The organism is Aeromonas allosaccharophila (assembly GCF_016026615.1).
In the GTDB taxonomy this organism is placed as follows: Bacteria; Pseudomonadota; Gammaproteobacteria; order Enterobacterales; family Aeromonadaceae; genus Aeromonas; species Aeromonas allosaccharophila.
Genome location: NZ_CP065745.1, coordinates 971285 through 986850, shown reverse-complemented (window position 1 = coordinate 986850; position 15566 = coordinate 971285). Strand labels below are relative to the sequence as shown.

10 protein-coding genes are annotated in these 15566 nt (G+C 57.6%); 8 read left to right on the top strand and 2 right to left on the bottom strand.

Going from position 1 to position 15566, the window contains the following annotated elements:
* The first annotated feature begins 1 nt into the window (after window position 1).
* From hisA to hisIE, 6 genes are all read left to right on the top strand, one after another.
* Window positions 2-748 (top strand): 1-(5-phosphoribosyl)-5-[(5-phosphoribosylamino)methylideneamino]imidazole-4-carboxamide isomerase, encoded by a 747-nt coding sequence (gene hisA, locus I6G90_RS04335; RefSeq protein ID WP_197929889.1) that lies wholly within the window; start codon window positions 2-4, stop codon window positions 746-748.
* A 165-nt stretch (window positions 749-913) separates the two neighbouring features.
* Entirely contained in the window at window positions 914-2023 is a 1110-nt protein-coding gene (locus I6G90_RS04330; protein WP_197929888.1) for a response regulator, read from the top strand.
* Window positions 2016-4166: a PAS domain-containing protein gene (locus I6G90_RS04325; protein WP_197929886.1), complete on the top strand. Its 2151-nt coding sequence runs from the start codon at window positions 2016-2018 to the stop codon at window positions 4164-4166. The genes I6G90_RS04330 and I6G90_RS04325 overlap by 8 nt, the downstream gene beginning before the upstream one ends.
* On the top strand, window positions 4166-8113 hold the full coding sequence (locus I6G90_RS04320) for a PAS domain S-box protein (protein WP_197931154.1): 3948 nt from the start codon (window positions 4166-4168) through the stop codon (window positions 8111-8113). The genes I6G90_RS04325 and I6G90_RS04320 overlap by 1 nt, the downstream gene beginning before the upstream one ends.
* 169 nt (window positions 8114-8282) lie before the next feature.
* Entirely contained in the window at window positions 8283-9056 is a 774-nt protein-coding gene (gene hisF, locus I6G90_RS04315) for an imidazole glycerol phosphate synthase subunit HisF (RefSeq protein WP_042655750.1), read from the top strand.
* 61 nt (window positions 9057-9117) lie between these two features.
* Entirely contained in the window at window positions 9118-9684 is a 567-nt protein-coding gene (gene hisIE / locus I6G90_RS04310; RefSeq protein WP_232254449.1) for a bifunctional phosphoribosyl-AMP cyclohydrolase/phosphoribosyl-ATP diphosphatase HisIE, read from the top strand.
* Window positions 9685-9717: 33 nt separating this feature from the next.
* Here the strand turns inward: hisIE and I6G90_RS04305 are convergent, their stop codons facing one another.
* Window positions 9718-11184, bottom strand: a complete 1467-nt coding sequence (locus I6G90_RS04305) for a KAP family P-loop NTPase fold protein (protein WP_232254406.1) — start codon at window positions 11182-11184, stop codon at window positions 9718-9720.
* Between the two features lie 358 nt (window positions 11185-11542).
* Here I6G90_RS04305 and I6G90_RS04300 point away from each other — a divergent pair, with 358 nt between their 5' ends.
* Window positions 11543-12832, top strand: a complete 1290-nt coding sequence (locus tag I6G90_RS04300) for a sensor domain-containing diguanylate cyclase (protein ID WP_197929882.1) — start codon at window positions 11543-11545, stop codon at window positions 12830-12832.
* A gap of 93 nt (window positions 12833-12925) precedes the next feature.
* On the opposite strand, the gene I6G90_RS04295 is transcribed toward I6G90_RS04300, so the two are convergent.
* Window positions 12926-14548 carry an acyl-CoA synthetase gene (locus I6G90_RS04295; protein WP_197929880.1) on the bottom strand — a complete coding sequence of 541 codons (1623 nt, stop codon included), beginning with the start codon at window positions 14546-14548 and terminating at the stop codon, window positions 12926-12928.
* Window positions 14549-15213: 665 nt separating this feature from the next.
* On the opposite strand from I6G90_RS04295, the gene I6G90_RS04290 reads away from it, so the two are divergent.
* On the top strand, window positions 15214-15501 hold the full coding sequence (locus tag I6G90_RS04290; protein WP_232254405.1) for a hypothetical protein: 288 nt from the start codon (window positions 15214-15216) through the stop codon (window positions 15499-15501).
* The last annotated feature ends 65 nt before the right edge of the window (window positions 15502-15566 follow it).

The following is a 15566-nucleotide window of genomic DNA, read 5'->3' as shown; positions in this document are numbered from 1 at the left end:
GATGATTATCCCAGCCATTGATCTGATTAACGGCCAAGTCGTGAGGCTCTATCAGGGTGACTACGACCAGAAGACCGAATACAGCAGCAGCCCGCAGGCCCGCTTCGATGAATATGTCTCCCAGGGTGCGGTGCAGCTCCATCTGGTGGATCTGGACGGCGCCAAGGATGCCAAGGCGCGCCAGTTGCCCCTGCTGACCCAACTGCTGTCGGCCACCGAAGCACCGGTGCAGGTCGGCGGCGGCGTGCGCACCGAACAGGATGTGGCAGATCTGCTGGCCGCCGGTGCCAGCCGAGTGGTGATCGGCTCCACCGCCGTCAAATCCCCGGATCTGGTGGCGAGCTGGATGGAGAAATATGGCCCCGAGCAGATCGTGCTGGCGCTGGACGTCAATATCGATGCCCAGGGCAATCGCCATATCGCGGTGGCAGGCTGGCAGGAGAACAGCGGCGTGACCATCGAAGCATTGATCGAGCGCTTCCTCCCCGCCGGGCTCAAGCACGTGCTCTGCACCGACATCAGCCGTGACGGTACCCTCTCAGGCACCAACGTCGAGCTCTATCGGGATCTCTGCGCCCGCTATCCGGGCGTCGCCTTTCAGGCCTCTGGCGGCATTGGCGGCATCGCGGATATCGATGCGCTCAAAGGCTCCGGCGTCAAGGGGATCATCCTTGGCCGCGCCCTGCTGGAGGGCAAGTTCTCGGTAGGTGACGCCATCGCCTGCTGGGGGAATGGCAGCCAGGAATAAGCCAGCTGAAGCCGTCGCCATCAGGACGTTGATTGAGAAGGGGCTCCCTGCCAGATCATCCGGCCGGAAGCCTCTCCATCAAGGGGTAGATCGCGCCAAGCCCCTACCCATTGGTAACAATTGACTCTACACTCGAAATCATTGCGACACTGTCACGGAGCGCTCATGTTCACATCTCACTCCGCCACCATCCTGATTGTCGATGATTCTCCCGAGAATCTGATGGTGTTGACCGACCTGCTCTCTCCCACCTATCGGGTGCTGGCCGCTCAGAGCGGAGAGAAGTGCTTGCGCATTGCCAACGGCAAAACCGTGCCCGACCTCATCTTGCTTGATGTAATGATGCCGGGCATGGATGGCTATGACGTCCTCAAGCAGTTGCACGCCAACCCGCAGACCAGCACCATTCCCGTGGTGTTGCTGACCGCCCTGGCCGATCCCCGGAGCGAGGAGTTCGGTCTCTCTCTCGGGGCCGCCGACTACATCACCAAACCCATCAAACCGAGCATCGTCCAGGCACGGGTACGTACCCAGCTGGATGCCAAACGGGCCCGTGACGGGCTGCAGGATCAAAATGCCGCGCTGGAAGCGGAAGTGGCCCGCCGGATGACCGAGAATGATCTTATCCAGCAGGTCTCCATTCGGGCGCTGGCTCATCTGGCAGAAATCCGCGACCCCGAGACCGGCAACCACATCCTGCGCACCCAGGGCTACGTGCGGCAACTGGCTTGCGCGCTGGCCAGCCACCCCCGCTTTAGCGACACCCTGACGCCTCGTTACATAGATCTGCTGAGTCGCTCGGCCCCCCTGCACGACATCGGCAAGGTGGGCATTCCCGATCACATTCTGCGCAAGCCCGGCAAGTTGACCGCAGAGGAGTGGGACGTCATGCGCACTCACGCCAAACTCGGCAGCGACGCCATCGAGCAGGCAGAACAAGACATAGAGCAGCCCCTGGCATTCCTCACCCTGGCCAAGGAGATTGCCCACTGGCACCACGAGAAGTGGGACGGCAGCGGTTACCCCGATGGTCTGAAGGAGGATGCCATTCCCCTCTCGGCAAGATTGATGGCGCTGGCTGACGTTTTCGATGCCCTCATCAATGTCCGCGTCTACAAACCCGCCATGCCTTATGAGGAGGCCCGGACCCTGATCCTCTCGGGGAGCGGCCAACATTTCGATCCGGATGTAGTAGCGGCGTTTGACAGCCATTTCGAGCAATTTGTCGCCATTGCCGAGCGCTATCAGGATGACAGTGAGGCGACGCATGGCTAAACAGCCTCCGTTTACCCGCGCCCATGTCCTCAATGTAGTACTCACCTATGCCGCGGTGGCCAGCCTGTGGATCCTGCTCTCTGACAAGGCGGTGGAGTTGCTGTTTCGCTCACCGGCCCAGTTTGCCCTGGCCAGCACCCTCAAGGGCTGGCTGTTTATTCTGATTACGGCGTTCATGCTCTATGCCATGCTGCGCCGACGTATCGATCAACCCACGGTGAGCAGCCGCCTCTCCAGACGCCAACTGCTCCCCTTTATCCTGCTCAACAGCTTGATCATGGTACTGACCGGCATGGCCATCGCCCAGAATCTGGGGCAAACCCGGGACAAGGAGGTCGCCCGTATCGAGGCTATCGCCGATCTTAAAAGCACAGGCATTGCCGAATGGCTCGAAAACCGGGAACAAGATGCCCGTCAGCTCATTGAAAACCCGCTTTACACCGGACCGATCTCCCGCGCTGACAGCCCGGCCGGACGTCAGCAATTGCAGGAACGCCTCATTGAATTTGTCTCCTTGCGCGGATTTGATGGCGCCACCCTGTTTGGGCCGGATCAACAGCGGTTGCTCAGCACACCGTTGGCCGGTGACATGACCCCGCCCTTGCGCGAGGCGCTCAAGGGACTGGAAGCCGGCAAGATCCTGCGGGTAGGCCCCTATCTCGATGCTCGGTCACAGCCCCGACTCGATTTTGTCGCACCGCTGCCCGCCGGTACGGGCCCTCTCTCCTTCATCGTGCTGCAGACCAACGGCAGCGACTGGATCAACCAGATCCTCAGAAGCTGGCCCATTCCCGACAGCAGCGGGGAAGCCATGCTCTTTCGCCAGCATGGCGAACAGGTGCAATATCTCAACGATGTACGCTACCGGCCCAGCTCGGCGCTCACCCTGCAACTGCCGCTGCAGCAAAAGGAGCTGCTGGCCGCCCAGTTTTTGCGCCAGCATGACAAAGCGGGCGGTCCCCGGCTCTTCTTTGGCAAGGACTACCGTGATATCGCCGTATTTGGCACCATCACCGGGGTGGTTGGCACCGACTGGTATCTGCTGGCCAAGATAGACAAATCCGAGCTTAATCAGTCCGCCCTCCGGGAGAGCATCTGGATTGTGTTGACTGGCCTGTTGGTGCTTTTCATCGCCAACACCGGCATCATTTTGTTGCGTCAGCATACACAGCTGCAAATCGCCGAGCAGGTACGCCACTCCCAGGCGGATCGATTGCAGGCGCTGCAACTGCTCTCCGCCATTGCCGACAGTTCGGAAGATGCCATCTTCGCCAAGGACAAGGAGGGCAAATACATCCTGTTCAATCGGGCTGCTTGCCAGTTTGTGGGCAAGTCACCCGAAGAGATCCTGGGACAGGACGATCTGGCCATCTTTCCCCCCGATCAGGCACAGATGCTGATGGAGCTGGGACGCCAGGTGATCGCCAGCGACAAGGTCGAAACGCGGGAAGAGTACCTGACCCTGCCCAGCGGTGACCGGGTATTTCTCGCCACCAAGGGACCACTGCAAGGCAGCGATGGCGAGGTGATCGGCATCTTCGGCATCTCCCGCGACATCACCGACTTCAAGCGCGCCGAGGCCGGATTGCAGGAGCGGGAGGGGCTGTTTCGCGCGCTGGTGGAGCAATCTCTCGCCGGTATCTACATCATTCAGCGGGGAGAGCTTAGCTATATCAATCCGGGCTTTGCCCGCCTGTTTGGCTACCCCTCCACCCACGCCCTGCTCAAGGTGGGGACCCTGCCCGCCCTGATCAGCCCGAAAGACAGCGCCAGAGTGGCGGAACAACTGCAGCACTGCGAGCAGGAAGAGTGCGAGATCCACACCCGCTTCACCGCGCTGCATCACGATCAGCAGAACATAGAGGTAGAGCTCTACGGACGGCATGTGGACTACCGCGGCCAACCCGCCGTACTTGGCCTGTTGCTGGATGTGACCGAGCGTGAGCAGGTCGAGCAGGCGCTGACCCGACAGGCCATGGAACTGCGTCAGCAGAACAGCGAACTGGAGCGTTTCAACCGGGTGATGGTGGATAGGGAGCTGGCCATGCTGGCGCTCAAACATCAGATCAATGAGTTGTCACGCCAGCTCGGACAGCAACCGCCTTATCCACAGGCACCACCGCCCCCCGAGGAGTCTCTATGATGCAGTGGCTCGGCGCATGGCAAAAACGAGGCTCTCGGCAACAGTGGGGAGCATGCCTGCTGGCTCTGCTGCTGCCACTGTTGATGCTGCAACTCAGGATCCAGCTGCCCATCGCCTTTGGCGAGCGGCCCCTGCTGGTGCTGTTCATGCTACCCATCATTGTCTGTGCCCTGCTCGGCGGCCTGCTGCCGGGTCTGCTCAGCACCCTGGTGACGGCCCTGATCACCACCTACTACGTGCTGCCGCCACTGCATCAGCTCGCCATCGGCATGGGACAGGATCTGGTGCAATGGGGGATCCTGATTGCCAACGGTGTCCTCATCAGTCTGCTCAGTGCCGCCATGCACAACTCGCGGGCCAGAGAGATCCAGCGCTGGCAGGAGTTGCTGAGTACCCAGTCCCGCCTGCAGCAGAGTGAAACCCGTTTCCAGGCGACCTTCGAGCAAGCCGCAGTGGGCATCGCCCTCGTCTCTCCCGATGGCAAGTGGCTGCGGGTCAACCAGCGTTTGTGCGACATGGTGGGCTATCAGGCCGACGAGTTGATGAACATGACGTTTCAGCAGATCACCCATCCGGACGATCTGTTCATCGACCAGTCCTATGTGGCCCAGATGCTGGCGGGGAAACGCCCCCACTACACCCTGGAGAAGCGCTACCTGCGCAAGGGCGGCGAGGTACTCTGGGTCACCCTGACAGTGGCGCTGGTCAGGGATCTCAACGGCGAGCCAGACTACTTCATCTCCATCATCGAGGATAATCAGCAGCGCAAGGAGACCGAAGAGGCCCTGCGCCGCAACGAGGTGATCCTGCGTGAATCCCAGCACCTGGCCAAGATAGGCAACTGGCGCTGGCACATTGCCGACGACACCCATTTCTGGTCGCAGGAGATCTACCGCATCTATGGCCGAGATCCCGCGCTGCCGCCAGCCATCTATCCGGAAGTGAAAAAGTATTTCAGTCAGGAAGGATGGCGCGCTATTTCCCAGGCCGTAGAACGCTGCCTGCAAGACGGTCAGCCCTACGAGTGCGACGCCGAGGTGCTCCACGAGCACGAAGGATCTGTCTGGATCATTGCCCGGGGAGCGGCACTGCGCAACAGTGACGGCACCATCGTCGAGCTGTATGGCACCGTGCAGGACATCACCGAGCGCAAGCTGGCCGAGCAGCAGTTGCTGCATAATCAGCAACTGGCGCTCGATACCCAGCGCCGTGCCCGTCTGGCGGCGCTGAATCTGATGGATGATGCCATCAGCGCCCGTATCAAGGCCGAAAGTACCAGCGCCGCCCTGCGGGAAAGCGAACAGCGGCTGCTGATGGCGCAGGAAGGGGCCCATGCAGGTATCTGGGAGTGGGAGATCCCGAGCGGCAGGATCTTCTTCTCGGCCGAATGCGCCCGTCTCTATGGCCGCAGCGTGGAACAACTCGGCCATTTCAATGACTGGCAAGCCTGTCTGCATCCCGATGATCAACCCCGCATCGCCGCGCTGTTGGCCCAACTGCCCCAACCGCCCCGCCCGCTGGATCTCGAATTTCGTATTTTGCTGCCAGATGGCAGCGTACGCTGGATCAGCAGCAAGGGCAGCGTCTATCGGGATGCACAACAGCAACCGCTACGCCTGCTGGGCATACACCTAGACATCACCGAGCGCAAACAGGCCGAGCAACAGTTGCGCCAGCTCTCGCTGGCGCTGGAGCAGAGCCCTGACGGCGTTTTTATCACCGATATCGACTCTCGCATCGAGTATGTCAATGCCGCCTTCCTTGCCGCCAGCGGCTATCAGAAGAGCGAAGTGATAGGCCAGCCCCCCTCTCTGCTGCGATCGGGACTCACACCGCAGGCGACCTATGTGGCCCTGTGGGATGCTATCAAGCATGGTCAGCGCTGGCACGGTGAGTTTATCAACCGGCGCAAGGACGGCTCCCAGTATCAGGTGCTGGCCACCGTCTCCCCCATCCGTCAGGAGAACGGCGAGATCAGCCACTTTGTCACCGTGCAGGCCGACATCACGGAGAAAAAACAGCTCGGCGAGGAGCTGGATCAATATCGCTACCATCTGGAAGAGATGGTCAATGAGCGCACCTTGCAACTGGCGCAGGCTCACCAGCGCGCGGAGAGTGCCAACCGCGCCAAGAGTGCCTTCCTTGCCAACATGAGTCACGAGATCCGCACCCCAATGAATGCCATCCTGGGGCTCACCTACCTGCTCAAGCGAGATTCCCCCGACGGCACCCAGCATGAACGACTGGAAAAAATCGACAAAGCCACCCAACACCTGCTCAGCATCATCAATGACATCCTGGATCTCTCCAAGATAGACGCGGGCAAACTGGCGCTGGAGCTGGACGATTTCTCCCTCACCACCATGCTGGACAATGTCAGTACCCTGATGAGCGAGCAGGCCAGAGCCAAGGGGCTCACCATCATCGTCGACATCGGTGACTCCCCCGCCTGGGTTCATGGCGATATCACCCGACTGCGCCAGGCACTGCTCAACTATGCCGCCAACGCCATCAAGTTTACCGAGCAGGGGTCAATCACCCTGCGGGTGCGGGTACAGCAACCGCTGCCAAGCGGCTATCTGCTGCGCTTTGAAGTGGAGGATACCGGTATCGGGATCAGCAAGGATCAACGGAAAAAGCTGTTCCAGGCCTTCGAGCAGGCCGATGTTTCCACTACCCGCAAATACGGCGGTACCGGGCTCGGGCTCGCCATTACCAGTCGGCTCGCCGCCCTGATGGGGGGCGAGGTGGGTGTCAGCAGCACACCGGGCAAGGGCAGCCTCTTCTGGTTTACTGCCCGGTTGTCCCCGGGGCGCGGTGAGCCACAACAACCCGCCCCCCTTGAGCAGACGGTGCAACAGACGCTCTATTTTGCCAACCATGCCAGAGTGTTGCTGGTGGAGGATAACGCCATCAACCGCGAGGTGGTTCTGGAGCTGCTCAATAACAACGGACTGGTAATTGAAACCGCAGTCAATGGTCAGGAAGCGCTGGAGCGTGTCAGCCAGCACCCTTTCGATCTCATCCTGATGGACATCCAGATGCCGCTGATGGATGGCTACAGTGCCACCCGTGCCATCCGGGCCCTGCCAGGCTGGGACAAGGTGCCTATTCTGGCACTCACCGCCAGCGCCTATGAAGAAGATCGCAAGGCGTGCGAGGCGGCAGGCATGAATGACTTTATCGCCAAGCCCGTGACCCCGGCCAAACTGTTCGAGGCGCTGCGGCTCTGGTTACCCGCTGTCGCCTCACCCCTTCAAGAGACTCGACAAGCGGCCAGCGACACCCTGCTGCCCCCGCTCGTCAGGCTGCAGAGCTTGCCGGGGATGGATCTCGCCGCCGGACTCGCCAGCCTGCAGGGCAATCAGCCGAAATACCTCGCCTTGTTGCGCCATTTCACGCAGGAACACAGCCAGGATATGGCGCAATTGACCCGGTTGCTGCAAGCACTGGATCAACAGGCAGCCCGCCGACTGGTGCACACACTGCGCGGCGTTGCCGGCACCCTGGGGCTGACGACGCTGGCCGACCTTGCCCTGCAGCTCGAACATGCCCTTGCCCGGTCTCCCGACACCCGGGGTGAGCTGATGGCGCAGATCTCTTCGCTACTGGCCCAACTGACCCGGCAACTTGGGGATGTAGAAACCGAACCCGCCAAGGCCGCCTCTCCGGCCAGTCACCATCAGCAGCAACAGTGGTTGCGCCAGATGGAAGGACTGCTGCTGCAAAGCGACACGGCCGTTATTCCCCTGTTCGAACAGCATGCCGATAGCCTGCTGGCAAGCCTGGGCCCCAAGGGACCCTTGCTGGCAAGGCAACTGCGAGGCTTCGACTTCGATGCGGCCCTGCTGACCCTGCGCGCCCTCCACGGCGACGATGTGACGGCCAAGGTGACCAGTGGCCGCCCATCCGGGACGACAAAGAGGGATAAAGGGTTGAATCACTGAATAAAGTCATGCATATAGTGGTGGTTCCCCCGGCAAGCACGCACCTCAAACCGCGTCTTTTTCCACAACGGATCCCGCTGTGAAAGCATGTGATTGGCGTTACCCGCCTGACCCGGAAGTCAGTCGGCAAACATGATGTTTTAACCGTGCGTTACATGGAGCAACGAGCATGTTGTCAAAGCGTATTATCCCCTGTCTCGACGTCAAAGATGGCGTGGTGGTCAAGGGAGTGCAATTTCGAAATCATGAGGTGATGGGTGGCATTGTCGAGCTGGCGCGCCGCTACGCCGAGGAGGGCGCTGACGAGCTGGTGTTCTATGACATCACCGCCTCCAGCGACGAGCGGGTGGTGGACAAGAGCTGGGTGAGCCGGGTGGCGGAGGTGATCGACATCCCCTTCTGCGTCGCCGGTGGCATCAAAAGCGTGGAGGATGCCCGCCAGATCCTCGAATTTGGTGCAGACAAGGTCTCCATCAACTCCCCTGCCCTGGCCGATCCGACCCTCATCAGCCGGTTGGCCGAGCGCTTTGGCGTGCAGTGCGTGGTAGTGGGGATCGACTCCTATTTCGACGCCGAAACGGGCCACTATCAGGTCAAACAGTTTACCGGTGACGAGAGCCGCACCCGCACCACCGCCTGGCACACCCTCGACTGGGTGCAGGAGGTGCAAAAACGCGGCGCGGGCGAAATCGTGCTGAACGTGATGAATCAGGACGGCATGCGCCAAGGTTATGACCTTGAACAGCTCAAGCTGGTGCGCAGCGTCTGCAAGGTGCCGTTGATTGCCTCCGGCGGCGCCGGTGCCATGGAACACTTTCGCGATGCCTTTACCCTCGCCGATGTGGACGGAGCGCTGGCCGCCTCGGTGTTCCACAAGGGCCTTATCCCCATTCCCGAATTGAAACGCTGGCTGAAAAATGAAGGAGTCGCCATCCGTGAATAATCAAGAGATTGCAAACCAGATCCCGCTCGTGGAGCGGCTCGACTGGGCCAAGTGTGACGGCATGATACCCGCCATCGTCCAGCACGCCGCCAGCGGCGAGGTGTTGATGCAGGGCTTTATGACCCGCGAGGCGCTGGAAAAGACCCAGACCACCGGTCAGGTCACCTTCTTTAGCCGCAGCAAACAGCGGCTCTGGACCAAGGGTGAAAGCTCGGGCCATGTGCTCAAACTCGTGGCCATCAGCACCGACTGCGATCAGGACTCCCTGCTGATCGCCGCCAACCCCGTCGGCCCCACCTGCCACAAGGGCACCCCCTCCTGCTTTAATGGTCACCCGCTGCCGCCGCTCGGTTTTCTGGCTGAGCTGGAACAGATCCTGGCGGCCCGCAAAGGGGCAGATCCGGCCACCAGCTACACCGCCAGCCTCTACGGTAAAGGCACCAAGCGCATCGCCCAGAAGGTCGGTGAAGAGGGTGTGGAAGTGGCGCTGGCCGCCATGGCCAAGGATCGGGAGGAGCTCATTAACGAATCCGCCGATCTGCTCTACCACCTCACCGTGCTGCTGCAAAACGAGGGGCTGGGATTGCAGGATGTCGTGCAGCGGCTTTATGAGCGGCATCAAAAATAATATTCCTGTTTAGAAATGGGCTTATGCCCATTTCTATTTTAAATAGCAAGCAAGTTCAACAAGATCTTGGTACTCATTAATATTGATAGTCTGATTTGCCAAATGATAAGCCAATAGTGTCTCTTCTTTGCTAGCAATTGTGAATGAATCTATATGATGTTGCCCCAATACCCCACCTATCGCAACCGCGTTCCTTTCTGCGACTAATTGCGCTTTATGTTTTATGGAGTAAAAGAAACAACTTATATATTTAGATATGCTTATTTCGGTCTTTAAAAGCTCTGTACCATTACTCTCTGAGGGCAAATTAAAGCACAACATACCATTCACTTTAAATCGTTCGTAGAACCCAACATTAGATATTGGCTTTTTATTATCATTTCTGAGTGATAGTTCTAAATTCACTATCTGCCTATATAAGTCAGGATCATGCTCTTTGGATAAAAGAAGTATGGAAAAAATCACTAAATCAAAATCATCGCTAACGTTTGATATTGCAGCCATTACTTTGTCTATGTACTGCTCAATATCTCGAAGTTTAAGACCGAAAGCATCTGCGATTACAGATAGCAACAATGAAAATTCGTTTATTGTTTTAAATCTTGGGAAAAGGTGCTCATATGATGTACCGTCAAGAGTCATATAGCTTTCAATGAATGACGCTTTGGATATTTCTTTTAAGGAAAATTGCCGCCTGAAAAAACGTCTTAGATAAGCAGATGCATGAAATCCTTCGCCATATATTACCTTTATGGCATGCTGTAACTGCTCAGTATCTGTTGCCAGTACAAATACCACCCCGGGAATATCGAAAATATGCTTAATGGTTTCCAGCATTTCTACAGCATAAGATGGGCGACAGCGATCCAGTTCATCAATCAGGATAAAAGCGGGTGCCTGTTTCTTTTTCTTGCCAATAATCGCCTCTACCCACTGCTGTATTTCGTGTTTGAGCAACTGTACTGCTTCTGTCTTTTTACGGGTGTCTTGAAAAAGTGATTCAACCAGTTTCCCCGCATCATCAGCCGTAATGACCTCCTGTACTTCATCGATATTGATACCAGAGACTTTTTTAAACAGAGCCTTGGTCACTATCGGCGCGGTTGCTTTTAACAATGATGCCAATTTGGTCGATAGATAGGGGGAAAGCTGTCGACTACCCGCTTCTTCTTTCAACTGTTCAATGATCGATGAAATAACCGTCAATAAGGGATCGTCGGAAAAGTCCTGCTGCCAGGCATCGATATAGACGGTGGGATAGTGCGCTTTCAGCTCCATATACCAGCGCTTGATAAACCAGGTTTTCCCTGCACCCCATTCGGCATTGAGGTTGAGCACATAGTTGCGCTGCTTGCCTTCGGCGGCGAGGTAGTTGGTCAAAAATTCGGCATAGCGGGCGCGTTCCAGCCGATCGGCACTCAAGATCTCTTCGCTACCTGCAATGGCCCCCGGCCCGTCCCACTGAACTGCGTCATCCCATTTAAACGGTGCCACTGCCATCTCCTACCTCCCCATGTTGCGTTGCAAGAGATGATATCAGGGACACAGTGAAAACAGTTTGATTAAAGACCTGTTTGTTGCCCTTTGTGCCACTCGGGCTGGTGCATTTGAGTGCCGGTCAACTTCTCTGCTGATGGCCCACGATGCCGGGCCGATATAAGGGGAAGGGAGATCAGAATAGCCACGGACTCAGCTGATTTCTTTTGACCTCACCAGCGATGACAACCGTGTGACATGGCGCAGAAGCTGCGGAAATAATCGCGAAATATGTGAGGATCAGTGCTTAATTTAAAGCAGTTGATACAGATTGGCCCCGTATACAACCGACCCGGAACAATGACCAAGGATGGCCAGCCCCATGAAGGATGAACCCTTCTCTACCCGATTGCAGCATGAGCTGGATCACCTCAGATCCGTCTTTAACGAGATGGGCGCCTACCTCTTTACCAAGGATCTGGATGGCCGTTACACCTATGCCAATCAGGCTGTGCTGGATCTCTTTGGCTGTACTCTCGATGAGCTGCAAGGCCAGGATGACACGTCTTTTTTTTCCTTTGAAGATTCCAACGCCATTCAGCAAAACGATCGACAGGTGCTGGATCAGCAGATCGCCATCGCCCGGGAAGAGGTCAACTATCTCAAACCCACAGGTGAGAAACGAGTCTACTGGACCGTAAAGAAGCCCATGTATGACAGGGATGGCATGCTGATCGGCCTGTGCGGCATCTCCACCGATATCACCGAGCACAAGCTGATCGAGACGCGCTTGGCAGAACAGCACAAGTTGCTGGAGATAGTCCTCGCCAACGTCGATGCCCATATCTATATGAAAGACAGCCTGCACCACTTTCTCTACGTCAATCAGAAGGTGTGTGGCCTGCTCGGTCTGCCTGCCGAGCAGATCATCAACCGGCGCGATGACGAGGTGATTCCGGCGGCCAGCGCGTGCCAGCTGTGGCGGCTGGACAACCGGGTCTTCGAAACCGGTGAGCTGCAGGCCGGGGAAGAGACGCTGACCGATAGCGAGGGCAATCAGCACTACTACTGGTCGGTCAAGGTGCCCTTTTTGCTGGCCGATGGCACCCCGACCCTGATCGGCATATCCTCTGACATTACCGAACTGCACCAGCTCAAGGAGCAACTCCACCAGCAGTCGGTGCGCGATGGCCTAACCGGCCTCTACAACCGCCGTTTCTTCTTCGAAATGTGCGAGAAGAACCTGAGCCTGAACATACGCCACCACCTCAGCTCGGTGCTGATGGTGCTGGATGTGGATCAGTTCAAGTGCATCAATGATCGCTACGGTCACCCGCTAGGGGATCAGGCGCTGGTCCATCTGGGCAAGGTGATGCTGTCGGTGCTGCGCAGCGAAGATGTGCTGGCCCGGATCGGCGGCGACGAATTTGCCATCTTGCTGCCCAACACCACGCTGTCGGCGGCAACCTGTCTGGCCGAACGGTTGCGCCAGCAAGTGATGCAAAGTCCGCTCCCCCTGCCAGATGGCGATGTGCTCATCATGACCATCAGCGCCGGTCTGGTGGAAAATAGCGAGGGGGAGCTGATGGAGAGCCTCTACGCCCGCGCCGATCAGCTGCTCTATCAGGCCAAACAGACTGGCCGCAATTGCGTTGCCTGCAAGGCAGGCTAGCCAAACGACGGGAGGGCCTGCGACCCTCCATTCTCCTGCTGTTCTCCCTCACATTGATGGCCACGCCGGCGCTGTCACGGAGCTTGTTGAGCGCTATCCCAGCTGTTTGCGCAACACAAACTTTTGCACCTTGCCGGTAGAGGTTTTCGGCAGCGGGGTGAAGATGATGCGCTTGGGGGCCTTGAAGTGGGCCATCTGCTCGCGGCAAAAGGCTATCAGCTCGGCCTGGGTGGTCTCTCGCCCCTCTTTCAGTTTTACGAAGGCGCAAGGCACCTCCCCCCACGTCTCATCGGGCATGGCGATCACCGCCGCTTCGTCCACATCGGGATGACGATATAGCACATCTTCCACCTCCAGACTGGAGATGTTCTCACCGCCGGAGATGATGATGTCCTTGGATCTGTCCTTGATCTCCACATAGCCATCCGGGTGCCATACCGCCAGATCGCCGCTGCGAAACCACCCCTCCGCCATCGCCTCGGCGCTGGCCGCGGGATTTTTCAGATAGCCCTTCATCACCACATTGCCGCGCAGCACTATCTCCCCCATGGTTTTGCCATCTTTGGCCACCGGCTCACCGCTGACCGGATTGATGACCCGCATCTCCCCCTGCAGGGGCGACGCGACGCCCTGCCGTGCCTTGAGACGCGACAGCGTGGTGGCATCCTGTCCTTGCCAGCTTCTTTGCGGTTCGCACAACACGCAGGGGCCATAGGTTTCGGTCAGGCCATAGACGTGGGTCACGGCGATCCCCATCGCCTCCATGCCAGCGATCACGGCCGCGGGCGGCGCAGCACCGGCGGTCATCACCTTGATGGGGTGATCCAGCCCCTGCTTGAGCGCCGGATCGGCATTATTGAGCATATTGAGCACGATGGGCGCCGCGCAAAAGTGGCTCACCTTGTGCTCGAGCAGCGCCTCATAAATGTCGTCTGCCTGCACATGGCGCAGGCAGACGCTCACCCCGGCGGTGGCCGCCAGCGTCCAGGGGAAGCACCAGCCGTTGCAGTGAAACATCGGCAAGGTCCAGAGATAGACGGGATGTTTGGGCAGCTCCCAGGAGAGCACATTGTTGATGGCGTTGAGGTGGGCACCACGATGGTGATAGACCACCCCCTTGGGATAGCCAGTGGTACCCGAGGTGTAGTTGAGCGAAATCGCCTGCCACTCATCCTCTGGCAACCAGCCGGGTTCATCGCCACTCCCTTGCGCAAGGAACTGTTCATAGTCGAGGTCACTGATAAGCGCCCCCTCCCGGTAGAGGGGATCGTCGATGGCGATGACCAGCGGTTGGCTCTCCAGCAGATCCAGCGCCTTGCGCACCACGGCGCCGAACTCCCTGTCCACCAGCACCACCTTGCTCTGGGCATGCTGGAAGATAAAAGCCATCGATTCGGCATCGAGCCGGGTATTGATGGTGTTGAGCACCGCGCCGCTCATCGGCACCCCGAAGTGCGCTTCAAACATCGCCGGGATATTGGGCGCGACGATGGAGACGGTATCCCCCTCCCCGATGCCGCGAAGCCGCAGGGCCGAGGCAAGCTGGCGGCAACGGCGGGCGGTCTCGCCCCAGCTCTGGCGCAGCGGGCCGTGGATCAGCGCCGGATAGTCGGGATAGACCCGCTCCGCCCGCCCCAAAAAACTGATGGGGGTCAGGGCCTCGAAATTGGCGGCGGTTTTGGCAAGGTCACGCTCATAGATATTCTGCACTGTCATCGGGTTCCTTCCTCACGGGTGGCACACAACGGGCTGTTCCGGGATCATTCAGAGATCACAAGCGACATGGGCATACTGCCCATCGCTGGTCTCTTATGGGGATGACAGCCTAACAGTGCGCCTGTGGCGGCAGGTATTAGCAAAACGTCGTAGAGGGGGCGGCCTCCCGTCAAACGGGCCCCCCGCTCTTCGTTGCAAACAAATATTTCATTACGGGAAAGCGTGCCATTTTTTTCACGCGCTATTTTTGGCGAATAGCGAAAACTGACGATGCCTGAATATTATTGAATCAAAAACGCCTTATCTGATATTTCATTCATCTCGAAGCACACTATTTTCATGACGTTTATTTAAGGCCAGTTACGTTGACCGTAAAATGAAATAGTTATTGCATAATGCGGTTCATTTAATACCAGCCATCAAACTTTCGACAAATATATTCTGTGAGCCATCCCATAAAGCGAGCACTGCACCATGTTCATCCCACCGCGCACGGGTTACGGTTACAGCGTGAAAAAATCTACCGGATGTTCAATATCAGGCCAGATTTCTCGCCAATCACTACGCAATCCACAGTGAATTTGCGTATTCGAGATGTATGACGCAGAAACCCTATCGACCCGATATTCCGCCGAGCCCAAACCTGCTTTATCAAGGAGCATTTTATGTGTGCCGTGCCGAATACCAAGCCACGCAGACAATTCCCCACTGCGTTTACTATTCTGTTTCTTATTATGTTGCTGGCCATCGCGCTGACCTGGATAATTCCAGCGGGCGCCTATGCCAAACTCTCTTATAATCCGGCCAGTGAAAGCCTGATGGTCAATAGCCCACAGGGTGACATTAGCCGCATACCCGCCACTCAGGACGCGTTGGCAAAACTCAATATCAATATTGCGGTGGAACAATTTACCAACGCAGGGCGAGATCGTGAACATTTTGTTAAAAATTAAAAATAGTTTTTTGCCTACAAAACAAATACTTATAGGCCTGTGATATGCAGTTAACTTTATAGTCA

Bases quoted from the DNA above. Each gene is read 5' to 3' on its own strand.
- hisA (WP_197929889.1), top strand. From the start codon at position 2: ATGATTATCCCAGCCATTGATCTGATTAACGGCCAAGTCGTGAGGCTC.
- I6G90_RS04330 (WP_197929888.1), top strand. From the start codon at position 914: ATGTTCACATCTCACTCCGCCACCATCCTGATTGTCGATGATTCTCCC.
- I6G90_RS04325 (WP_197929886.1), top strand. From the start codon at position 2,016: ATGGCTAAACAGCCTCCGTTTACCCGCGCCCATGTCCTCAATGTAGTA.
- I6G90_RS04320 (WP_197931154.1), top strand. From the start codon at position 4,166: ATGCAGTGGCTCGGCGCATGGCAAAAACGAGGCTCTCGGCAACAGTGG.
- hisF (WP_042655750.1), top strand. From the start codon at position 8,283: ATGTTGTCAAAGCGTATTATCCCCTGTCTCGACGTCAAAGATGGCGTG.
- hisIE (WP_232254449.1), top strand. From the start codon at position 9,118: ATGATACCCGCCATCGTCCAGCACGCCGCCAGCGGCGAGGTGTTGATG.
- I6G90_RS04305 (WP_232254406.1), bottom strand. From the start codon at position 11,184: ATGGCAGTGGCACCGTTTAAATGGGATGACGCAGTTCAGTGGGACGGG.
- I6G90_RS04300 (WP_197929882.1), top strand. From the start codon at position 11,543: ATGAAGGATGAACCCTTCTCTACCCGATTGCAGCATGAGCTGGATCAC.
- I6G90_RS04295 (WP_197929880.1), bottom strand. From the start codon at position 14,548: ATGACAGTGCAGAATATCTATGAGCGTGACCTTGCCAAAACCGCCGCC.
- I6G90_RS04290 (WP_232254405.1), top strand. From the start codon at position 15,214: ATGTGTGCCGTGCCGAATACCAAGCCACGCAGACAATTCCCCACTGCG.